20 protein-coding genes are annotated in these 22,607 nt (G+C 37.7%); all 20 read right to left on the reverse strand.

Translation table 11 applies throughout. The features are described 5' to 3' along the window. Position 1 precedes the first annotated feature (1 nt). Positions 2–1,069: an ABC transporter permease gene (locus ASO14_RS10295; RefSeq protein WP_068454704.1), complete on the reverse strand. Its 1,068-nt coding sequence runs from the start codon at positions 1,067–1,069 to the stop codon at positions 2–4. Beyond that, complete coding sequence (locus ASO14_RS10300; RefSeq protein ID WP_068454708.1) at positions 1,069–2,607, reverse strand: ABC transporter ATP-binding protein; 1,539 nt, start codon at positions 2,605–2,607, stop codon at positions 1,069–1,071. Before ASO14_RS10300 ends, ASO14_RS10295 begins: the two co-directional genes overlap by 1 nt. 159 nt (positions 2,608–2,766) lie before the next feature. Beyond that, entirely contained in the window at positions 2,767–3,831 is a 1,065-nt protein-coding gene (locus tag ASO14_RS10305) for a BMP family lipoprotein (RefSeq protein WP_068454711.1), read from the reverse strand. A 61-nt stretch (positions 3,832–3,892) separates the two neighbouring features. Continuing rightward, positions 3,893–4,621 carry a GntR family transcriptional regulator gene (locus ASO14_RS10310; protein ID WP_068454714.1) on the reverse strand — a complete coding sequence of 243 codons (729 nt, stop codon included), beginning with the start codon at positions 4,619–4,621 and terminating at the stop codon, positions 3,893–3,895. Between the two features lie 339 nt (positions 4,622–4,960). Then, positions 4,961–7,321, reverse strand: a complete 2,361-nt coding sequence (locus ASO14_RS10315) for a DNA translocase FtsK (protein ID WP_068454717.1) — start codon at positions 7,319–7,321, stop codon at positions 4,961–4,963. 83 nt (positions 7,322–7,404) lie between these two features. Continuing rightward, entirely contained in the window at positions 7,405–9,072 is a 1,668-nt protein-coding gene (locus ASO14_RS10320; RefSeq protein WP_068454720.1) for a ribonuclease J, read from the reverse strand. 195 nt (positions 9,073–9,267) lie between these two features. Beyond that, positions 9,268–10,164, reverse strand: a complete 897-nt coding sequence (dapA, locus tag ASO14_RS10325) for a 4-hydroxy-tetrahydrodipicolinate synthase (protein WP_068454723.1) — start codon at positions 10,162–10,164, stop codon at positions 9,268–9,270. A gap of 30 nt (positions 10,165–10,194) precedes the next feature. After that, the gene (locus ASO14_RS10330; RefSeq protein ID WP_068454726.1) at positions 10,195–11,235 is read right to left on the reverse strand and encodes an aspartate-semialdehyde dehydrogenase; all 1,041 of its coding nucleotides are present in this window, start codon (positions 11,233–11,235) and stop codon (positions 10,195–10,197) included. A gap of 221 nt (positions 11,236–11,456) precedes the next feature. Then, positions 11,457–12,680, reverse strand: coding sequence for a M16 family metallopeptidase (locus ASO14_RS10335; protein ID WP_068454729.1), 1,224 nt, complete (start codon positions 12,678–12,680; stop codon positions 11,457–11,459). Between the two features lie 105 nt (positions 12,681–12,785). Then, positions 12,786–14,906 (reverse strand): polyribonucleotide nucleotidyltransferase, encoded by a 2,121-nt coding sequence (gene pnp / locus ASO14_RS10340; protein ID WP_068454732.1) that lies wholly within the window; start codon positions 14,904–14,906, stop codon positions 12,786–12,788. Positions 14,907–15,107: 201 nt separating this feature from the next. Beyond that, a complete protein-coding gene (rpsO, locus tag ASO14_RS10345) occupies positions 15,108–15,377 on the reverse strand; it encodes a 30S ribosomal protein S15 (protein WP_068454734.1) in 270 nt (89 codons plus the stop codon). 171 nt (positions 15,378–15,548) lie between these two features. After that, complete coding sequence (gene ribF, locus ASO14_RS10350) at positions 15,549–16,499, reverse strand: riboflavin biosynthesis protein RibF (protein ID WP_068454737.1); 951 nt, start codon at positions 16,497–16,499, stop codon at positions 15,549–15,551. Between the two features lie 11 nt (positions 16,500–16,510). Further along, the gene (gene truB, locus ASO14_RS10355; RefSeq protein WP_068454740.1) at positions 16,511–17,422 is read right to left on the reverse strand and encodes a tRNA pseudouridine(55) synthase TruB; all 912 of its coding nucleotides are present in this window, start codon (positions 17,420–17,422) and stop codon (positions 16,511–16,513) included. A gap of 68 nt (positions 17,423–17,490) precedes the next feature. Next, on the reverse strand, positions 17,491–17,838 hold the full coding sequence (rbfA, locus tag ASO14_RS10360; protein ID WP_068454743.1) for a 30S ribosome-binding factor RbfA: 348 nt from the start codon (positions 17,836–17,838) through the stop codon (positions 17,491–17,493). A gap of 18 nt (positions 17,839–17,856) precedes the next feature. Continuing rightward, complete coding sequence (locus ASO14_RS10365) at positions 17,857–18,135, reverse strand: DUF503 domain-containing protein (RefSeq protein ID WP_068454745.1); 279 nt, start codon at positions 18,133–18,135, stop codon at positions 17,857–17,859. Continuing rightward, entirely contained in the window at positions 18,135–20,108 is a 1,974-nt protein-coding gene (gene infB, locus ASO14_RS10370) for a translation initiation factor IF-2 (protein WP_068454748.1), read from the reverse strand. The genes ASO14_RS10365 and infB overlap by 1 nt, the downstream gene beginning before the upstream one ends. 182 nt (positions 20,109–20,290) lie before the next feature. Then, a complete protein-coding gene (locus ASO14_RS10375; RefSeq protein ID WP_068454751.1) occupies positions 20,291–20,611 on the reverse strand; it encodes a YlxQ family RNA-binding protein in 321 nt (106 codons plus the stop codon). Position 20,612: 1 nt separating this feature from the next. Further along, positions 20,613–20,885, reverse strand: coding sequence for an RNase P modulator RnpM (rnpM, locus tag ASO14_RS10380; protein WP_068454754.1), 273 nt, complete (start codon positions 20,883–20,885; stop codon positions 20,613–20,615). Positions 20,886–20,903: 18 nt separating this feature from the next. Next, complete coding sequence (gene nusA, locus ASO14_RS10385; protein ID WP_068454757.1) at positions 20,904–22,031, reverse strand: transcription termination factor NusA; 1,128 nt, start codon at positions 22,029–22,031, stop codon at positions 20,904–20,906. 18 nt (positions 22,032–22,049) lie between these two features. Further along, positions 22,050–22,532, reverse strand: a complete 483-nt coding sequence (rimP, locus tag ASO14_RS10390; protein WP_068454760.1) for a ribosome maturation factor RimP — start codon at positions 22,530–22,532, stop codon at positions 22,050–22,052. Between the last annotated feature and the right edge of the window lie 75 nt (positions 22,533–22,607).

Here is a 22,607-nt window from a genome sequence, read left to right on the forward strand (position 1 = left end):
ATTATTTCTCCTCCTTTACAGTCTTCTTAGCAGCTTTATTTTTTGCAATTTTAGATAAAGCTAATTGGATGATGTAGCCTGAAGCTACGAAGAAAATAATTAATGCAATAACAATTGTTACGATTTCGTCTGGGATACCTGCTGCACTTGGCATGTTTGTACCACCATTTTTCAAACCACCGAATAAGATTGCGCCAAGCAATACACCGAATGGTTGGTTTGCACCTAATAATGCAACCGCGATCCCGTCAAATCCAATTCCTGTGAAGGCTGTCATACGTGAGATATTTCCGAATGTACCTAGCGCTTCCATCGCTCCACCTAAACCAGCAAAGGCACCTGAGATAACCATTGCCATGATGATATTACGACTTACATTCATACCTGCATATTCAGAAGCATTCTTGTTGAATCCAACTGCTTTTAATTCGTAACCTGTCTTTGTTTTTTCTAGAATGAACCACATAATAATAACGGCTAAAATTGCGACAATGAAGCCCCAGTGTAAACGTGAATATTGTGTAATACTTGATAAAAATTCAGAAGAAATACGAGCTGAATCATGAATATCTGGCGTCTTTTCGCCACCATTTGACATTGCACTAATCGCCGCATTGACTACATGAAGTGCGATGTAGTTCATCATAATTGTTACGATTACTTCATGCACTTGTAATTTTGCTTTTAATAGACCTGGAATGAATGCCCATAAACCACCTGCTACTGCTGCTGCTAAGATAGCCACAACTGCATGTAAACCTGTTGGTAAGTTGAATGCATACCCTACATATGCTGCTGCTAACCAACCCATGATTAATTGACCTTCAACACCGATGTTGAACATACCTGTACGGAATGCAAATGCAACCGCTAAACCGGCAAATACATATGGGATGATTGTACGAACAGTTTCACCCATGTTATATGTGTCACCAAAAATACCTTCCCATAATGCTAGGTAACCGTCGACTGGGTTAAAGCCTGTAGAAGCCATAACGATTGCCCCAACGATTAAACCTAAAATAATCGAGATAATTGGAATCATAATCGCAGTAAAACGACTAGACATTATTCGTCACCTACCTTATCTTGCTCAGCATGTAGTGACTGACCAGCCATTAATAAACCAAGCTTTTGTTCTGTTGTTTCTTGTGGTTTTACTGTATCGATGATTGAACCATCATGAATAACTGCAATGCTATCCGATACGTTCATAACCTCATCTAATTCAAATGAAATAAGTAATACTGCTTTTCCTTTATCACGTTGTTCAATTAAACGTCTGTGAATAAATTCAATCGCACCTACATCTAGACCACGCGTTGGTAGTGCCGCAATTAATAATTCTGGGTCACGATTTACTTCACGACCAATAATTGCTTTTTGTTGGTTACCACCAGATAACGCACGTGCTTCTGTTGAAGGACTTGGTGTACGCACATCATATTCTTCGATAATTGCTTTTGCTAACTTGTTTACTTCTTTGTAATCAATAATGCCGGCTTTCGAAATTGGCTTTTGATAGTATGTTTGTAATGCAATGTTATAGCTAATTGGATAATCAAGTACAAGACCATGTTTATGACGATCTTGTGGAATATGTCCAACACCCGTTTCAGTAATTTTACGCGGTTTTAAATTCGTTAAATCTTTTCCTTTTAAGGTAACTTTACCACTTGATACCTTGCGAAGACCGGTAATTGCTTCGATTAGCTCAGATTGACCATTTCCATCAATTCCGGCAATCCCCACAATTTCCCCAGCTCGAACGGATAAGTTTAAGTTTTTAACGCGCTCAATATTACGGTTATCAGTTACAGTTAAATTTTCCACTTGTAAAATCACTTCTTTTGGATGTGCAGGTGTTTTTTCAGTTTTGAAAACAACTTGTCGTCCAACCATCATCTCAGCTAATTGGTCTGGGTTCGTCTCAGCAGTTGTTACTGTTCCAATTCCCTTACCTTTACGAATAATCGTTACGCGATCTGATACTTCCATGATTTCTTTTAATTTATGTGTGATTAAGATAATTGACTTACCTTCAGCGATTAAACGCTTCATGATTTGAATCAACTCTTCAATCTCTTGTGGTGTAAGAGAAGCGGTTGGTTCATCAAAGATTAACATCTCAGCGCCACGATACAACGTTTTTAAAATCTCAACACGTTGTTGCATACCAACCGAAATATCTTCAATTTTTGCGTATGGATCAACATTCAATCCATATTGCTCCGATAGGGCTTTTACTTTTTTCGCAGCTTTGCGAATATTGATTAACCCCATCTTCGTAGGTTCACTACCTAAAATGATGTTTTCCGTCACCGTAAAATTTTCAACTAACATAAAGTGTTGGTGAACCATCCCGATGCCAAGTTCATTAGCTTTATTCGGGTCGGTAATTTGAACTTCTTTACCGTTTACTTTGATTTGGCCCGCTTCTGGTTGGTATAAACCAAAAAGTACGTTCATCAAAGTTGATTTACCTGCTCCATTCTCACCAAGTAAGGCATGGATCTCACCTTTTTGCAGTTGAAGGGTGATATCATCATTTGCAACGAAATCCCCAAACTGCTTGCGAATTCCCAGCATCTCAATCACATATTCCAATGTGCTCACTCCTTCAGGCTCTATATAGTAATAAATAAGTTAACAAAGGTTAAAAAATTAACACAACGAAAAATACAGAAAAGTATATTTTTCCCTCTATTAATTTTAATGTTAAAAACATCATGGAGGAGTATTCCTCCATGATGCAGTAATGCAAAATTATTTACCTGGTTTTTCAGGAACTGTGATTTCGCCTTTGATGATTTTTTCTTTATATTCGTCAATTTTCTTTTGTGTTTCTGCAGTGATTGCACCGTGAGAATCAGCTAAACCAACACCATCGTCTTTTAGACCGTAAGTGATTGTTTTACCGCCAGGGAATTTACCGTCTTTACCTAAGTTAGAAACGTCTTTTGCAGCGATATCAACACGTTTTAACACTGAAGTTAATACGATGTTTTTGTCGCCAACTTTACCTTCGTCGTATTGGTCACGGTCTACACCGATTGCCCATACGTCTGCATTAGGATCTTTTTTCTTACGTTCTTTTGCTTCAGTGAATAGACCTGTACCTGTACCACCAGCTGCGTGGAAGATAATATCTGCACCTGAATCATACATACGTTTTGCAATTGTTTGACCTTTTGCTGCATCACCGAATGAACCAGCGTATTGAACGTCAACTTTTACTTTCGGGTTAGCTGCTTTAACACCAGCTTCAAAACCAGCTTGGAAACCGTCGATTACTTCACTCTTAATACCGCCGATGAATCCAACTTTATCTGTTTTTGTTTGTAATGCTGCTGCAACACCTGCTAAGAATGAAGCTTCGTTTGCTTTAAACATAATTGATGCTACGTTATCTTGACCTTCAACAACTTCATCAATGATTGCAAATTTAGAATCTTTTTGTTGTTTTGCAACTTGTGATACTGAATCGTGTAGTTTATAACCTACAGCGAAAATTAAGTCGAAGTCACGACGAACTAATTTTTGAAGATTTGTAGTAAATTCTGAATCTTGGTTCGATTGTAGGTAGTCAATTCCACCGTCACCTTTTGTTAGGCCGTTTTCTTTACCGTACTCTTGGATACCATCCCAAGTAGATTGGTTGAATGACTTATCGTCAATACCGCCTGTATCAGTTACCATAGCAACTGTGAAGTTGTCTTTGTCCTCTTTTTTTGTATCGCCTTTTTTTGCATCATCTGAACCACAAGCAGCTAATAAAGTACTTGAAGCTAAAACAGCTGTTAATGCTAAACCTAAGTTACGCTTTTTCATTTTGGTGTCCTCCCAAAAAGTAATTAGTTGTATTTTCGATAGCAGGAACGAATAGTTGATGTTAAACGCGTTTTCGAACTACGTGGAAACTGAATTTATCAGCTCTAAAGTAGTTTTTAGAATACAGTACCACACGATCGTTATCATCGTAATGGAGCTGTGTTAATAAGAGCAGTGGAACGTCTTGTCCACTCTTGAGTATTGCAGATACTTCTGGATGTGCTCCGACTGGGTTAATATATGTTACCGCATAGGCTACATGAATTTCCCCTGTTTCTTCTAAAGCTGAAAAAATGGAAGAATCATGTCGGTTCTCAAAATCCCTAGGCATATGTTGACTAGGTACTTGATCTACACAGTAAACGACTGGCTCGTCATTTGCAGTACGAACACGTTTAATCGTTAATACATAATCACCTTCATCGCATTGAAAGCGTTTAATATCTTCTTCATTCGAAAGGGTCTTTGTTGAATTCAAATAAATGGTCCCTGGTTCCATTCCTGCATCTTGAATCATGGATGAAATACTTCTAAGTTGTTCAATGCCGGAAGTGAATACTGGCTTAGGATTGACGAACGTACCAACTCCGTGTCGACGAACAATGATATTTTCCTCTTCCAACAGTCTCAGTGCTTCACGGAGTGTTGCACGACTGACTCCAAGTGATTTTGAAAGCTCAAATTCAGATGGTAGTTTTTCATTCTCTTTAAAAACTCCATTTTCTATATCAGCCTTCAAGTGATCAATCACTTGTAGATACAAATGACGATGATCTGATTTTATAGACATTCAAATCACCACCAATTAGACATCAGACATCAGACGTAAAACATTCCTGCTAATCAGACATTACTATACCATTTTTAAAACATGAAATAAATAGATTTCAAAAAAATCTGTGTTAAAACAGTCGTTTTTTTCTTAAAACTGTCATGGTTTTACTATTTATTTGTCACAGATGTATATTTTTAGTTATTTATAATTCACTTTTTATACATCTATACTACTCACTCTCACTACGCGTTTCCTTGCTTAAAGTTCCGTTTATGCTCGAAAATACTTACTCGATTTTTTGATTTTTTATTTTCCTTAACCATACATCTCGCATATTACATACAAATATCTGTATTAATATCGATTTTGCAATACTTGTCTCGGCTTACTTTTTTCAGCTGGTCCAACGATGCCTCGCTCTTCCATTTGATCCATGATACGTGCTGCACGTGCATAACCTACTTTTAATTTACGTTGTAGGAATGAGACGCTTGCTGTATCTTGTTCAATAACTAAGTCCACCGCTTGTAAATAAAGCTCATCTAAATCTTCGTGATCCGTTGCTTCCTCTTCCTCACTTGGAATCATCTCTTCTTGATACTGTGCCTTTTGTTGACCGATTACATAATTCACGATTTCTTCTACTTCTTCATCCGATACGAAAGCACCTTGTACACGTACAGGCTTCGATTCACCTGCCGGTAAAAACAACATATCTCCTCGTCCAAGTAAGCGCTCAGCACCCCCCATATCTAAAATCGTTCTCGAATCAATCGCTGAAGATACAGCGAAAGCGATTCGCGATGGAATATTGGCTTTAATAACACCTGTGATGACATCTACAGAAGGTCTTTGTGTCGCAATGATTAAATGAATTCCTGCTGCACGTGCCATCTGTGCTAAACGTGTAATAGAATCTTCAACATCATTGGAAGCCACCATCATCAAATCTGCCAATTCATCTACAATAACAACAATGAAAGGTAGGTGTGGATGCTTTTCATCATTTTCTGCATTAAATCGATCCACATGATTATTATACCCTTCTATATTCCTTGTACCCGTATGTGAGAACAAATCATACCTACGTTCCATTTCTGACACAACTTTTTTTAATGCTTGTGAAGCTTTTCGTGCATCTGTTACAACAGGGGCAAGTAAATGAGGAATACCATTATACACATTCAGTTCCACCATTTTTGGATCAATCATCATTAATTTAACCTCATGTGGTTTTGCACGCATTAGAATACTAACAATAATCCCATTAATACAAACCGATTTACCACTACCTGTAGACCCTGCTACAAGTAAATGGGGCATCTTATTGAGTTGCGCAAGTTTCGCTTCACCTGAAATATCACGTCCTAAACCAATCAATAATTTGGCATCTGGTTGATTGTTTTCTTTTGCCTCTAATACTTCGCGTAAACCGACCATCGCCACTTCTTTATTCGGCACTTCAATTCCTACAGCAGATTTTCCTGGAATCGGTGCTTCAATTCGAATATCTTTTGCGGCAAGTGCTAAAGCCAAATCATCTTGTAAATTAACAATCTTACTGACTTTTACACCGCGATCTGGTAATACTTCATATTCTGTTACAGCAGGACCGAGATGTACTTCTGTTACAGTTGCTTTCACACCAAAAGACTGGAATGTTTGCTCTAGCTTCATCGCATTTTCTTGAATAACAGAGAATTCGCCACTTTGATCCGTTGGTTTCGGCATTTTTAGTAGTGTCATTTGAGGTAATTTATATTGTTTATTTTCAAGCTCTCCCTCTTCTTGTAGCACCACACCATCTGTTAATTCTTCTTCTACTAATTGCTCAGCTGTTGGTTCTTCCATAAGAGTCTCCTCTACGCGCTGCGTAAAAGCAGAGATTTTCGGTTCTTTTTTCGGTAAAGGTGGTTGTTCTTCTACTACTTCTTCTACAGCTTGCTCTTGCTCTCTTTCAGGCATTGGAATGATTGTAGTTTTTGTTTCTTTTTCTACTTTTTGATCTTGTAATTGTTTTTTGACAGCACGTCGATATTTTCTTGCTTCTCTTACTTCTTTGCGACGACTTACAATAGACTCTTTCCAAATAGGCCATTGCTGCATAAGATAGGGTACTAATGCACGTCCTGTAATCAGAATAAATGCGACAACACCGAGTAACCACGCCATAATTGTAGCACCCGTTGTATCAAATAAAACATGGCAAAATGCAAATAATAAACCACCTACCATGCCACCACCAAGCGATGCATCTAGTTCAAGTACACCTCTCTCACTTACTAATACACGCCATGTTTGAACTAGTACAGATTGTTTTTCAGACATACTCTCTTTAAATAAAGCAATTTGACTAAATAATGTTGCACTTGCTAATAAAATGGAAAATCCCCATACAAAACGATTTTTAAATTCTGGTAATGCGCGAATAATCATCATATATACAGCATATCCCGTCATTAGAAACGGAACCACCACATACCAATTACCAAATAAAAATTTCATGACCGCTTGTAGACTATCACCGACAATTCCTAATCTAAAAAAAGAAACAATTGCAATCGCAATAATGGCGAGTCCTATAATTTCATATATTAAAGGCGAAAGTACCTTCTTCTTTGCCGTCACTTTTCGTTTAGTAGGTGCCGCTTTCTTTCGCGTAGTTTGCCTTTTTGTCGTAGTTGGTTTTTTTGTTGTTTTTCTTGAAGTTGCCATGATTCCACCTCCTTTTCTCTATTATAAAACAAAAAAGGATTTCCTACCCGTATTGGTAAGGAAATCCTTTTATTCGTTGCTTCTTAGTATTCCATAATAATTGGGATAATCATTGGACGACGCTTCGTTTGTTGGAATAGATAACTATTCAACGTATCACGAATCTCTTGTTTGATTGCAGTCCATTCATATGAACCTTTACTTACATACTTCTCTACAACGCCACGAACTAATTTCGCAGACTCATCCATTAATTCTTCTGATTCACGTACATATACGAAACCACGAGATAAAATTTCTGGACCTGAAGCAATTTGTTTTGATTTTTTATTGATTGTCACAACGACAATAAAAATACCATCTTGACTTAATAGTTTACGGTCACGTAATACGATATTACCTACGTCACCGACACCAATACCATCAATTAGAACGTTACCTGCATTGACACGACCTGCCATACGCATTTTACCGTTCTTATATTCAACGATATCGCCTTTATCTGCGATGAAAATTTGTTTTTTATTCATACCTAATTCTTGTGCCAATTTCGAATGTGAAATTAACATGCGGTATTCACCTTGAATTGGAATGAAATATTTTGGTCGCATTAAGTTGATCATCATTTTTAAATCTTCTTGAGAACCATGACCTGATACATGTACTTTCTTATCAGCAGCCATTACTTTTACGCCCATTTTTGCTAATGTGTTCATTGTCTCAGAAATTTGCACTTCCATTGCTGGAGATGGAGTGAATGTAATTAAAACCGTATCTGATGGTTTTAAACGGATATCGCGGTGATGTTTACGGATAATTTTTTCTAAACCTTCTAGTGGTTCACCTTGATTTCCTGTAATAATTGCTACAATTTCTTGGTCTTCATAATCGTTCATCTTACTTACCGGGATTACGTATTCTGGGTCGATTGATAAATAACCTAAGCGCATTCCAACTTCAAATGTATTTTCTAAACTTCTACCAACAATCGCTACTTTTTTCTCAAGTGCTACTGCTTGGTCAAAGACTTGTTGAATACGAATAAAGTTTGAAGCATAACAAGCAACTAAAATACGTCCTTCTGCTTGATGGAATGTTTTTTCTAGTCTTTCTTTTACAACATTTTCAGAAATTGTATGACCAGGACGTTCTGCTTCTGTAGAATCTGACATCAAAATAAATACGCCTTCGTCTCCTAGTTGCGCCATTTTTGAAATATCTGGACGATACTTTCCTTGTGCAGATTGGTCGAATTTGAACTCACCTGTGTGTACAATTGCACCTTCTGATGTATGGAACACAATACCTAATGAATCTGGAATACTATGTGTTGTATTAAAGAATGTTACATAGGTTGTTTTAAAATTCATACGACTTTTATTTGTTACTTCAAAGAACTTCACTTGATGTGGAGCAGGCTTCTCTTTTAAATGTTCTTTTGCAAGAGCAATCGTCAATTTAGAGCCATAAACTGGTGCATTTACTTTATTTAATAAATAAGCAATTGAGCCAATCGCATCTTCATGACCATGCGTTAAGAAAATACCTTTCACACGTTCTTTGTTCTCTACTAAGAACGACATATCTGGAATAACATAATCGATTCCTAACATATCATCTTCTGGGAACATTAATCCACTATCTACGACAAATAGATCTTCGTCAATTTCTACGACGTACATCGCTTTGCCAATTTCACTAACGCCACCTAGTGGAATGACGCGTATAACTTCATTTTTAGTTTTAGCCACTTCTTTTCCTCCTAAAATAATCCCGTACAGCAACCACTTACATTCATTATAAGGCTTGAAACCGTTTTTCACAATTAAGAAATGACGGTTCCTTCTATTTTTATTTCAGAAAAAATCTAGACTCTATTTCTAAAAAATAAAAAACAAGCCGTTCATCTATGCGTTTCAGATGAACAGCTCATTATAATTATTGAATTAAGCAAATGTTTTTTGTGTTTGGAAATAGTGATCCCAAACTTGATCAAATGCTACTTTTTCTTCATCTGTTAAACTAACGATTGGTAAACGAACATTTTCGTTACATAAACCTAGTTTCGATAATGCATATTTAACAGGCGCTGGACTTGGTTGTGCAAATAGAGCACGAATTAATGGTAATAATGCTTGGTGAATTTTTGCTGCTTCTGCATGGCGGCCCTCTTTGAATAAAGAAATCATACGCTGCATATCTTCCCCAACAACATGTGCTGCTACAGAAATAACGCCATGACCACCTGCTGCAAGAAGTGGTAATGTAATACCATCATCACCGCTATATACTGTGAAGTCATCATCTGTTAAAGAAAGAATTTCAGTCATTTGATCTAAATCACCACTTGCTTCTTTAATAATTTGGATGTTTGGAATTTTACTTAATTTTGCTACTGTATCTGGTTCGATATTAATTCCAGTACGTCCTGGAATATTATAAAGCATGACAGGAACTGAAACAGATTGCGCAATATCCGCAAAGTGAGCATAAATGCCACGTTGGTTCGGCTTATTATAGTAAGGTGCTACAAGCATAACCCCGTCTACCCCAGCAACTTCAGCTTTTTGTGCCATAATTTTTGAGTAGTATGTTTCGTTGTCACCTACACCCGCGATAACTGGTACACGTCCATTTACTTGATCGACTGTGTATTTTAATACATCTAATTTTTCTTCTGTCGAAAGTGTTGGTACTTCCCCTGTTGTACCTAATACAACAATTGTATCTGTACCTGTTTTAATTAAATGTTCAATCATGCCTGCTAAATGTTTATAGTCAACCATCCCGCCGTCTTTTGTAAATGGTGTTACCATTGCCGTCCCAATATTACCAATATTCATAAAAAATCCAACCCCTTTATTATTTTTATATTATAGTAGTCCGTCTTCTAACATGGCTTCCGCAATTTGAATTGAATTCAGTGCAGCACCTTTTAATAGGTTATCTGCTACAATCCATAGATGGAATCCGCGATCATTTGCTAAGTCTTTACGAATACGTCCAACAAATGTTGGATCTTCGCCTTCTGCAAATAACGGCATTGGATATTGTTGATTCGTGATATCATCTTGTACAACAACGCCTGGTGCATTTTCTAATGCTTTACGGAATTCTTCTACTGTTACACCCGCTTTATCTACTTCTACAAATACAGACTCAGAATGACCTGCTACAACTGGTACACGTACACATGTTGCTGCAACTGCTAATGCATCATCATGCATAATTTTCTTCGTTTCGTTAATCATTTTCATTTCTTCGTACGTAAAACCATTTTCTGTGAATACATCAATTTGTGGTAGTACATTACGTGCGATTGGGAAATGCTTCTTGTCGCTCTTTACAGGTAAAATATTGGCTTCTACATTTTTACCTTCGTCCCACGCAAGACTTTGCTGATGTAATTCTTCAATTGCACTGACACCTGAACCAGATACGGCTTGGTATGTAGATACAATAATATTTTTCAAACCAAATGCTTGACGAATTGGCTCTAGTGCGACAACCATTTGGATTGTTGAACAGTTTGGATTCGCAATGATTCCATTGTGTTCTTTTAAATCCGCGCGGTTCACTTCTGGTACAACAAGTGGTACTTCTGGGTCCATACGGAATGCACTTGTATTATCAATCACAACCGCACCACGTTTTGCAGCCTCTTTTGCTAATGCTTTTGAAACCGAACCTCCTGCACTAAATAACGCAACATCTACGCCTTCAAAAGCTTCTGGTGTTGCTTCTTCAATTGTGTATGTTTGACCAGCAAAATCCAGTGTATTCCCTGCTGAGCGCTTTGATGCAAGTAATTTCAGCTTACCAACTGGAAACTTTCGCTTCGCAAGCTGCTCCATCATCTTTGTTCCTACTGCACCTGTAGCTCCTACAACAGCTACTGTTAATTCTTTAGCCATTCAAACATCTCTCCCTATTCCAATATATAATGGCGTAATTGTACCATACCCCAATTGAATTGTGTATAATAATTCAATTATTTAGTATATTAAATCTTTTTTCAACTTAAAAGGCTATTGAAATATCATTTTCTTTCTTTTTTTATTTTTAGGTATTAAATGGTTTTTAAAATACAATCGATTCATATCCAAATAAAAAAACTCCCAATAAGGGAGATTTTTTAAAATTCACTACTAATGATTGATTTCGCATGTGGTTGATTAAAAGTTGCTGCAATTTGAGCATTCACCTGCTCAACTGTTACATGGCTTAATAATTCTAGCGCTTCTTCAATTGTACGCTCACGACCATAAATAATTTCATTCTTCGCGTTGCGTGTCATGTAATCATACGATGTTTCAAGCCCTAACAATAAATCACTTTCCAACTGACGTTTCGCTGAAATTAATTCTTCTTCTGTAATACCTGTCTGTTTAAACTCTTCAATTACTTCAAAGATTGTTTTTTCCATTAGTTCACGCTGTTTCACCGATGTACCACCATAAATCATGAATGCACCTGTATCTTGATAAGCTGCGTAATATGAATATACCGTATAAGCAAGCGCTTTTTCTTCGCGTACTTTTTGGAATAAACGCGACGACATCGAATCACCAAAGATATTATTCATGACAAGGTACGGGATTGTTTGCTCATCTGTTACAGCAAGACCTGGGAAGCCAATGACAACATGTGCTTGCTCAACTTGGCTTTTCTTCGTTGTTTCTACTGCATGGAAAACAGGCTGATCGAATGTAATCACACCGCGTGATTCTTCATTTTCAAATTGGTTAAATAATGTTTGTAGTTTTGAAATGAGTGCATCATCAAAATTCCCCGCAACTGATAACACTACTTGATCTGGAGTATAGTGCGTACGAATAAAATCCTTTACTTGTTGCTGCGTGAAAGATTGTAATGTCGTCTCAGTTCCTAAAATTGGTGCGCCAAGTGGATGTCCTTCAAACATCGCAGCCCACAAACGTTCATCTACATCATCATCAGGTGCATCTTCTGTCATTGCCATCTCCTCTGCAATCACTTGTTTTTCTTTTTCCATTTCTTCTGGATCAAATACAGAATGGAAAAACATATCCGCTAATATCGTCACAGCTTCTTCAATTTGTTGATCCATCGCGACAACGTAATAACATGTTTGATCTTTTGATGTAAAAGCATTTGTCTGGGCACCGATGCGATCAAAGTCTTCTGCAATTTGTTTAGCACTACGTGTTTTCGTTCCTTTAAATAGCATATGCTCAATAAAATGTGTTAAACCATTCTCTTCTGGTGTTTCATAACGCGAACCGACATTTACCCAAATACCAAAAGATACAGAACGAACGTAAGGCATTTTTTCTGCTACAATACGCAAACCATTTTTAGCTGTATATTTTTCTAACATTTTTTCACTCCTATTTTAAAAAAGAGGTATACCCTTTGCTTTTCAATTACGTTCGAAAAGCGACAAGGCATACCTCTTTCTGCATTCAACTCATTACATTAAAAATTAATCAGCTGCTTTTTCTTTTTCTTCTTGAACAACGACTTTACGAGAAAGGTTGACACGATTTTGACGGTCGATTTCGATACATTTTACAAATAGCTCGTCACCGATTTTTAATACGTCTTCAACATTTTTCGTGCGCTCATCTTGAATCTCAGAGATGTGTAATAAACCATCTTTACCTGGGAAGATTTCAAGGAAAGCACCGAATTTCTCGATACGTTTTACTTTACCTAAGTAGTACTCGCCTACTTTTGCTTCACGTACGATACTTTCGATCATATCTTGTGCACGTTGAATCATCTCTTCATCAACTGATGAGATAAAGATTGTACCATCTTGTTCCGTATCAATTTTTACGCCTGTTTCATCAATAATTTTATTGATTTGTTTACCACCAGGTCCAATAACATCACGGATTTTATCTGGTTTAATATGAATTGATTTAATTTTTGGTGCATATGCAGATAAGTGCTCACGTGGTTCAGCAATTGTTTGTAACATTGACTCAAGAATCACCATACGACCGTGTTTTGCTTGTGTTAATGCTTCTTCTAAAATTTCACGTGATAAACCGTCGATTTTAATATCCATTTGTAGTGCTGTTACACCTTTAGCTGTACCTGCTACTTTGAAGTCCATATCGCCTAAGTGGTCTTCCATACCTTGAATATCTGTTAAGATTGAGTAGTGTTCACCTTTTTTGATTAAGCCCATTGCAATACCTGCTACCGGTGCTTTTAAAGGTACACCTGCATCCATCATCGCAAGTGTTGAACCACAGATTGACGCTTGAGAAGTTGAACCATTTGATTCTAATACTTCAGATACACAACGGATTGTGTAAGGGAAGTCTGCTTCATCTGGAATAACTGCTAATAATGCACGTTCACCTAATGCACCGTGACCAATTTCACGACGACCTGGTCCACGCATTGGTCCTGTTTCACCAACAGAGAATTGTGGGAAGTTGTAGTGGTGCATGAAGCGCTTGTTTTCTTCTACACCTAAACCATCGATAATTTGTACATCACTTAATGAACCTAGTGTACAAATTGATAGTGCTTGTGTTTGACCACGTGTGAATAGACCCGAACCGTGTGTACGTGGTAATAAACCAACTTCAGATGATAGAGGACGAATTTCGTCTAATTTACGACCATCAGGACGTACCTTATCTTCTGTGATTAAACGACGTACTTCGTCTTTCACCATTTTATCTAAAATTTCATTTACTTGTTTTAATGTTGCATCACAATCTTCTGCGTCTGCTAATTTCTCTTCATATGCAGCTACTACAACTGATTTAACAGCTTCGATTGCTTCATCGCGTGCATGTTTTTCATGTGTTTGAATGGCTGCATTCATTTCTGTTTCGTGTGCAGCTTTAATTTCTTCATATAATTCTTCATTGATTGTTTGTAACTGTACTTCCATTTTTTCTTTACCACATTCAGCAGCAACTTGCTCTTGGAAGGCAATTACTTTTTTGATTTCTTCATGACCGAAAACAATCGCTTCTAACATTGTTTCTTCTGGTACTTCAAGTGCGCCAGCTTCAACCATGTTAATGGCATCTTTTGTACCTGCAACTGTTAAATCAATTGTTGAATTTTTTAATTGTTCCACTGTTGGGTTGACAATGAATTCACCATCGATCATACCGATTGTTACACCTGCGATTGGGCCATCAAATGGAATATCTGATACCATTAATGCAAGTGAAGAACCTAGCATTGCAGCCATTTCTGAACTACAATCTGGATCATTCGACATAACCATAGAGATTACTTGTACTTCATTACGGAAACCATCAGGGAATAGCGGACGGATTGGACGGTCGATTAAACGAGATGTTAAAACGGCTTTTTCTGAAGGACGACCTTCACGTTTAACGAATCCACCTGGAATTTTACCAGCAGCATACATTTTTTCTTCGTAGTTTACTGTTAATGGGAAGAAATCTGTTTGCTTTGGTTTTTTTGAAGCTGTTGCGTTACAAAGTACTGCTGTGTCACCGTAGCGTACCATAACTGCACCGTTTGCTTGTTTTGCTAATTGACCTACTTCTACAACTAATGGCTTACCTGCCCACTCATAGCTATATACCTTTTTTTCGTTCATTTATTGAACTCCTCTCTCAAAAACCGTATTGCCATTTATTTTATTTATGTAATCACTAGCTAGTTTATCAAAAATGTGTTTTCATTGCGAAACATTTCATACTTGATGAAGCAATTTTTCATATTTTGGGATTGGCGTGTGATTCTTTTTTTCTGTAACATAAAGAAAAAGCGGGACTAGCCCGCTTTTTCAAGTTGCATTTTATCGACGTAAGCCAAGTTTACTAATTAATTCACGGTAACGTTGAACATCGTTTTCACGAAGATATTTCAGTAAGTTACGACGACGACCTACCATTTTGAATAAACCGCGACGTGAATGGTGATCTTTTTTATGAGTACGTAAGTGCTCGTTTAAGTTGTTGATATCTTCAGTTAGTACAGCGATTTGTACTTCTGGAGATCCAGTATCACTTTCATGTGTACGGTATTCAGCGATGATTTCATTTTTACGTTCTTGTGTTAATGCCATCTTGAATACACCTCCCAAATTATAAAATATCCCCTGTTACTGAGTGATTCGTTGGAGAATCGAAATACCAAGTAAAGGTTCTGTGCTTTTATCAAGTCACTTATGAAATAGTAACATAAAGAAGGTCTCTACGCAACTAAAATCACAGTAAAATAAACGATTCTCTCTACCTTACTCCGCTTCTTTAAAGAAATCGATTGCGGCTTGTTTATCTTTTGTGAGTTGTGCAACAAGTGCTTCAATTCCATTGAATTTTTGCTCTGGACGTACCCAATCGTACCAATCAATCGCTACTGCTTCTCCGTAAATATTTTTATCAAAATCTACGATATGCACTTCGATTGTTAAGTTTTTCTCGTTTGGATTTTTAAATGTTGGTTTGTACCCAATATTACATACACCAACAAACCATTCTTGTTGTACACGCACCTTGACTACATAGACACCATTTGCTGGAATAAAACTACCTTCATCTGCTTGTACATTTGCCGTTGGGAATCCAATTGTGCGTCCACGTTTATCACCATGTACTACTACTCCCGGTGTACGATATGGTCTACCTAATAATGCGTGAACCTCTTTTAGATTCCCTTCTTTTAATAATGTACGAATACGAGTAGAGCTGATTTTCTCATCATCTTTTATTTGTTTTTCAACTACTTGCACGGTAATGTCCTCACCACATAGCGCGGGCATATCCGTCATCGTTCCACTACCTTTTCGTCCAAATGTATAATCAAAACCTGCTGTGACATGTTGTACACCTAAGTCTTTAATAAATAGTTGGACGAATTCCTCTGGTGATAATTGTGCAAAGTCAGATGTAAACCGAACGACGAATAACGTATCAACACCCGATTCTTCTAAAATCGCGATTTTTTGTTGTAGTGGTGTAATGTAAAATACTTTTTCTTTACTTTGACCAAGAACAATTGAAGGGTGAGGGTCAAATGTCATAACTGCTAATTTTGTCCCCGTTTCTTCCGCTTTTTCTTTCGCTTTATTAATCACCGCTTGATGCCCTCTATGTACGCCATCAAAAAATCCTAGCGCAAGTGAGTAAGGACCTGTTAATTGTTCTGAAGTAATTTGGTTTGGATATGATAATTGTACAACTTGCATGTCGTAACCTCCTAGTTTACTTTAGGAAACATCTTTTCGGGTTTCATTAATCCTGTTTTAGTTGGATGTACTACATAAATAGCTACAGCCTGATTATTTTCCACGTACACTATCTTATCAGATTCTTTTAGAGAAGGGTGTACTGGAAGCACTTGTCCATTCGAAATTTCTTTTCGATTTGCATCTGTAATCGCAATTTGTGGGTATTCTGTTAATGCGGTTTCAAGCGGGCGAATCACTTCATTCAATGTTCCTTGTTCTTTCATCTCTTGTAATTCACCAAGTGTTTTACATTCATCCTGTGTATAACTCCCTGACATCGTACGTACAAGTTGTTTCATATGAGCTGGGTAGCCAAGGATCTCACCGATTTGAACTGAAAGCGTACGAATGTAAGTTCCTTTTCCACAAGCAATTCGAATAGAAAATGCTACTTCTTCACCTTCATATACTTCTTGCGGCTCAAGTAATGTTAATTCTTTGATTTCGACAAGTCGTGTCGGACGTTCCACTGTTTGACCAGCACGTGCATACTCATATAGTTTACGACCATTTACTTTAACAGCAGAGTACATTGGCGGTGTTTGTTCAATTGTACCTGTTAGTGAGTGCAAAGCTTGTTCAATTGCTTCACGTGTAATCACTTTATGCGTGTGATCTTGTGCAACGACTTCACCTTCTGCATCTTCTGTCGTTGTTGCAGTTCCAATCGATACAACCGCTTCATATACTTTTCCTGCGTCTGTAATATATTCTGCTAAACGTGTTGCATTGCCTACACAAATCGGTAGCACACCTTCTACTGCTGGATCAAGTGTACCTGTATGCCCTACTTTTTTCGTGCCTAAAATTTTTCTTAATTTAAATACACAGTCATGAGATGTCATGCCTGCTTCTTTCCATAATGGTAAAATCCCGTGCATTTATATACCTCCATTTACATAAAAAAGAGAGGCTGATCCAATAAAGGACAGCCTCTTTTTTACGATTGTTATCTATCAGATTCGTGCAGTTTGCGTAACAAATCGTCAATATGATTACCGTACTCAATTGAGGCATCAAATTCGAAAAATAGTTCAGGAGCAATGCGTAAACGGATACGCTTGCTAATTTCAGAGCGAATAAAGCCTTTTGCTTTTTCGAGCCCTTTTAATGTTTCCTGTTTTTCTCGTTCTGTACCTAAACTAGTAATATAAATTGTCGCTTGTTGTAAATCGCCTGTTACTTCTACATCTGTAACTGTAACAAATCCTACACGAGGGTCTTTTAGCTTACGACCAATAATATCGCCAAGCTCTTTTTTAATTTGCTCAGCTACTCGATTTGAACGTAATGACATAATCGATTCACCTCAGTTTCATAAATATTCTCGATATAAATCAAGAAGTTCCCACTCAGGATTCGACTCTAAATGTGCAATGGCGTGATCCATTTCCCGATCAGCAGCTTGCTTATTCGAGGAAACGGTCACGATTGCTAAGCGTGTTCTTTGCCAAACATTTTGATGATCAATCTCTGAGATAGCTATATTATAACGCTGTTTGGTCCGGACTTTCATCTTTTCTAACACAGCTCTTTTTTCTTTTAATGAATGTGCGGCTGGAATCATAAATTCACACTCCACATAAACAATCATTAGCGTTTAATTTCTTCCATTACGTATGCTTCAATTACATCGCCCACTTTAATATCGTTAAAGTTTGCAATTGTGAAACCACATTCGTAACCTTTTGCTACTTCTTTTGCATCGTCTTTGAATCGTTTTAATGAAGATAATTCACCTTCGAAAATAACGATACCTTCACGAATAACACGTACACCTGCGTCACGTACTAACTTACCGTCTGTAACGTAACCACCTGCAATTGTACCCACTTTTGATACTTTGAATGTTTCACGTACTTCTGCATTACCCACAACTTTTTCTTCGTATTCTGGGTCAAGCATCCCTTTCATCGCCGCTTCAATCTCTTCGATTACTTTGTAGATGATACGGTGTTGGCGAATATCAACGCCTTCTTGTTCTGCTGCACGTTTTGCATTTGTATCTGGACGTACGTTGAAACCAATTACGATTGCATTTGATGCTGCTGCTAATGAAATATCAGACTCTGTAATCGCACCTGCGCCTGTGTGAATAATTTTCACGTTAACGCCTTCTACTTCAATTTTCATTAATGAAGCAGCCATCGCTTCTACTGTACCTTGTACGTCAGCTTTTACGATTAAGTTTAATTCTTTCATATCGCCTTGCTTCATTTGTTCGAATAGGTTATCTAATGTTACACGTTGACCTTCGCCACGTTGTTCTTGGATTGCTGTCATTTCACGTGCTTCGGCTACTTGACGTGCAGATTTCTCGTCATCGAATACAACGAAACGATCGCCCGCTTGTGGCACATCACTTAAACCTGTGATTTCAACTGGTGTTGATGGACCTGCTTCTTTTACACGACGACCATGGTCATTAATCATCGCACGTACACGACCATGTGCATGACCTACAACGATTGGGTCACCTACTTTTAATGTACCATTTTGTACTAAAAGTGTTGCAACTGAACCGCGACCTTTATCAAGTTGTGCTTCAATTACAGTACCCATTGCATTACGTTTTGGATTCGCTTTTAATTCGCCTACTTCTGAAACTAATAAAATCATTTCAAGAAGTTGATCAATTCCTTCACCTTTTAGTGCAGAAATTGGTACGAAGATTGTTTCGCCACCCCAAGATTCTGCTACTAAACCATGTTCCATTAATTCTTGCATAACACGATCTGGGTTCGCTGAAGGTTTATCCATTTTGTTTACTGCAACGATAATTGGAACCTCTGCAGCTTTCGCATGGTTGATTGCTTCAACTGTTTGTGGCATAACACCATCATCAGCTGCTACAACTAGAATTGTTAAATCAGTAACTTTCGCACCACGTGCACGCATTGTTGTGAATGCAGCATGTCCTGGTGTATCAAGGAATGTGATTTTTTTGCCTTCTACTTCTACTTGGTAAGCACCGATATGTTGTGTGATACCACCTGCTTCACCTGCAGTTACTTTTGTGTTACGAATTGAGTCTAGTAATGTTGTTTTACCGTGGTCAACGTGACCCATAATTGTTACAACTGGAGGACGCTCTACTGCTTCAGCATCTTCTACTACTTCTTCATCTTCGAAATATGTTTCTAAATCAGTACGGTCAATACGAATTTCTTCTTCTACTTCTACACCGTAGTCTGTAGCGATTAATTCGATTGTATCTTTATCTAATTCTTGGTTAATTGTTGCCATTACACCAAGTAAGAATAATTTTTTAACGATTTCTGAAGGCTCGCGACCTAGCTCTTTCGCTAACTCTCCTACAGTTAATGATTCATAAAACGTGATTTTTTCTGGTAATGCTTTTGGTGCTACAGGTTGTGGAGCTGGACGGTTTTTACGACGTTGACCTCCGTTAATTCCTGGACGACGACGTTGTTGTGGACGACCACCTGCTTGTCCTCCGCGGTTTTGTCCGCCACGATTTTGTTGTCCGCCACGACCTGCGTTATTGCCGCCTGAAGACGGGCGTGAAGTATTTGTTTTATTATTATTAGATGAGTTATTTGTCATAGTACATCCTTATTCATATGAAATTTTTGAGTGTTCGCTATTAATTTCTTACATCGTCATCGAACTAATAGCAGGACGAGTTCCTGGCTGTCCCTTGGCGCTCATTGATGACTTGGTGAAATAAGGACTTTCACACTTGGATCTTATTTGACAGCTTCTGTCTTGATTCCTCATGTACTGCATTATTGTGATTCAAGTTGTTGGAATAACTCCGACAGTTTTTTCGCAAAACCGCGGTCCATAATTGCTAAGGATACACGTGTTTCTCGACCTGTCGCATGACCTAGTACTTCACGTGTACTAAATTCATGCAATTCAACTTGAAATGAGTTACATTTATCGCGCAACTTTTTTTGCGTATTCTTTGAAGCATCTGTGGATAAAATCACAAGTTTAGCCGATTGTCCTCGAACTTCCTTCACCACTTGTTCTTCGCCTGATACTACTTGTCTTGCTCTCGCTGCAATTCCTAGTAAATTTAAAATGGCTTGTTCAGTTGTCATGTTATTTACCCTTTCGAATAACTGCTAGCAAATCATCATAGATATGTTCTGGAATTTCAACTTCTAATTGATTTTTCAAAACATTCTTCTTCTTTGCTGCTTCTACTGCAGCTTCTGATTTCGATACGTAAGCACCGCGACCAGACTTTTTACCAGTCTCGTCTACGGATACTTCGCCTTCTTTTGAACGTACAACACGTACCATGTCCTTTTTCGGTAACATGTCACCTGTTGCACAACATTTTCTTAATGGTACTTTTCGATTGACTGGCATCTTCTAAACACCTTTCAATTAATCTTCGTCGTGATATAAATCGATTTCTAGATCTTCTTCTACAGATGGCTCTTCTTTTACAACGATTGTTGCATTCGCTGGGTCATATAGGCCTTGCTCTGTTGCGTCTGTTTCAGATTTAATATCGATTTTCCAACCTGTTAATTTCGCTGCTAAACGTGCATTTTGACCGCGTTTACCAATTGCTAATGATAGTTGGTAATCTGGTACGACAACTAATGTTGATTTTTCTTCTTCATTTACTTGAACATCTAATACTTTTGATGGGCTAAGTGCGTTCGCTACGAATTCAACTGGATCTTCTGACCATTCTACAATGTCAATTTTCTCACCGTTTAATTCATTTACAATCGTTTGGACACGTGCACCTTTTGTACCAACACATGCACCAACTGGATCTACTTCATCGTTATGCGCGATAACAGAGATTTTTGAACGATCTCCTGCTTCACGTGCAATTGTTTTGATTTCAACTGTACCTTCAAAAATTTCTGGTACTTCTAATTCAAATAGACGGCGTAATAAACCTGGGTGTGTTCTTGAAACGAATACTTGAGGTCCTTTAGAAGAACGTTCTACTTTTGTAATGTACACTTTAATACGATCATGTGGCTCATATGATTCACCTGGAATTTGCTCGTTCGGTAATAATACCGCTTCGATTTTGCCAATTCCTACATAGATATTACGTGCATCAAGACGTTCTACAACACCGTTGATAATATCGTCTGCACGATCTACATACTCTTCATAAATTAAGCCACGTTCTGCTTCGCGGAAACGTTGTGTCATAATTTGTTTTGCTGTTGTTGCTGCAATACGTCCGAAGTCGCGTGGCACTTCCTCTGTTTCAACAATGTCACCAATCTCATACGCTGGGTTGATTTGGCGTGCATCTTCTAAAGACATTTCTAATAAATCATCTTCTGACTTTTCAACAACTTCTCTGCGTGAATACAGATGCATTGTTCCTTTATCAAGATTTAAGTCAACACGTACATTCGCTTCGTCATAGTTCTTCTTATATGCTGTAATTAATGCCGCTTCAATTGCATCTACGATAATTTCACGTGAGATTCCTTTTTCTTCAAGCGCTTTAAGAGCACCTACTAGTTCCTTGCCCATTTTTGTTTCACTCCTAGATTATTGTTCTTTAGAAAAATCAATTGCTAAGCGAGCTGTCGCAATTTTCTCTTTCGGAATTAATGCTTTTACTTTTCTTGTTTTGATTAACATGTCTAATGCGGCACCTTCATCTGTATAAGATGTTAAGTAACCTTCAAATACTTTTTTGCCATCAATTGCTTCGTATGTCTTGATGTGAACGTATTGGCCAATTGCTTGAATGTAATCAGCTTCCTTTTTTAAAGGGCGTTCTGCTCCTGGAGAAGATACTTCAAGGTAATAATTTTGTGAAATCGGATCTTTTTCATCTAACTTTTCGCTTAAACGCTCACTCACTTGTGCGCATTGATCGATATCAATATTGCCTTCAGGAGTATCAACATATACACGTAAAAACCAATCGCGCCCCTCTTTTACAAACTCAACCTCTACTAGCTCCAATGTAAGCTCCTCAACGATTGGCTTTACAAGTTCTTCGATTTCCGTAGTAATTTTGCTCATACAATCCTCCTGACTTTAGAGTTACTGATAAATACAAACAGAAAAGAGTGAGGAATCCCCACTCTTTTGCCGTCT

Source organism: Kurthia sp. 11kri321 (genome assembly GCF_001534765.1).
GTDB classification, from domain to species: domain Bacteria; phylum Bacillota; class Bacilli; order Bacillales_A; family Planococcaceae; genus Kurthia; species Kurthia gibsonii.

Excerpts from the sequence above, each read along its gene's own strand:
- ASO14_RS10295 (WP_068454704.1), bottom strand. The coding sequence starts at position 1,069 with ATGTCTAGTCGTTTTACTGCGATTATGATTCCAATTATCTCGATTATT.
- ASO14_RS10305 (WP_068454711.1), bottom strand. The coding sequence starts at position 3,831 with ATGAAAAAGCGTAACTTAGGTTTAGCATTAACAGCTGTTTTAGCTTCA.
- ASO14_RS10310 (WP_068454714.1), bottom strand. The coding sequence starts at position 4,621 with ATGTCTATAAAATCAGATCATCGTCATTTGTATCTACAAGTGATTGAT.
- ASO14_RS10315 (WP_068454717.1), bottom strand. The coding sequence starts at position 7,321 with ATGGCAACTTCAAGAAAAACAACAAAAAAACCAACTACGACAAAAAGG.
- dapA (WP_068454723.1), bottom strand. The coding sequence starts at position 10,164 with ATGAATATTGGTAATATTGGGACGGCAATGGTAACACCATTTACAAAA.
- ASO14_RS10330 (WP_068454726.1), bottom strand. The coding sequence starts at position 11,235 with ATGGCTAAAGAATTAACAGTAGCTGTTGTAGGAGCTACAGGTGCAGTA.
- ASO14_RS10335 (WP_068454729.1), bottom strand. The coding sequence starts at position 12,680 with ATGTTAGAAAAATATACAGCTAAAAATGGTTTGCGTATTGTAGCAGAA.
- pnp (WP_068454732.1), bottom strand. The coding sequence starts at position 14,906 with ATGAACGAAAAAAAGGTATATAGCTATGAGTGGGCAGGTAAGCCATTA.
- rpsO (WP_068454734.1), bottom strand. The coding sequence starts at position 15,377 with ATGGCATTAACACAAGAACGTAAAAATGAAATCATCGCTGAATACCGT.
- ribF (WP_068454737.1), bottom strand. The coding sequence starts at position 16,499 with ATGCAAGTTGTACAATTATCATATCCAAACCAAATTACTTCAGAACAA.
- truB (WP_068454740.1), bottom strand. The coding sequence starts at position 17,422 with ATGCACGGGATTTTACCATTATGGAAAGAAGCAGGCATGACATCTCAT.
- rbfA (WP_068454743.1), bottom strand. The coding sequence starts at position 17,838 with ATGTCATTACGTTCAAATCGAGTAGCTGAGCAAATTAAAAAAGAGCTT.
- ASO14_RS10365 (WP_068454745.1), bottom strand. The coding sequence starts at position 18,135 with ATGATTGTTTATGTGGAGTGTGAATTTATGATTCCAGCCGCACATTCA.
- infB (WP_068454748.1), bottom strand. The coding sequence starts at position 20,108 with ATGACAAATAACTCATCTAATAATAATAAAACAAATACTTCACGCCCG.
- ASO14_RS10375 (WP_068454751.1), bottom strand. The coding sequence starts at position 20,611 with ATGACAACTGAACAAGCCATTTTAAATTTACTAGGAATTGCAGCGAGA.
- rnpM (WP_068454754.1), bottom strand. The coding sequence starts at position 20,885 with ATGCCAGTCAATCGAAAAGTACCATTAAGAAAATGTTGTGCAACAGGT.
- nusA (WP_068454757.1), bottom strand. The coding sequence starts at position 22,031 with ATGGGCAAGGAACTAGTAGGTGCTCTTAAAGCGCTTGAAGAAAAAGGA.
- rimP (WP_068454760.1), bottom strand. The coding sequence starts at position 22,532 with ATGAGCAAAATTACTACGGAAATCGAAGAACTTGTAAAGCCAATCGTT.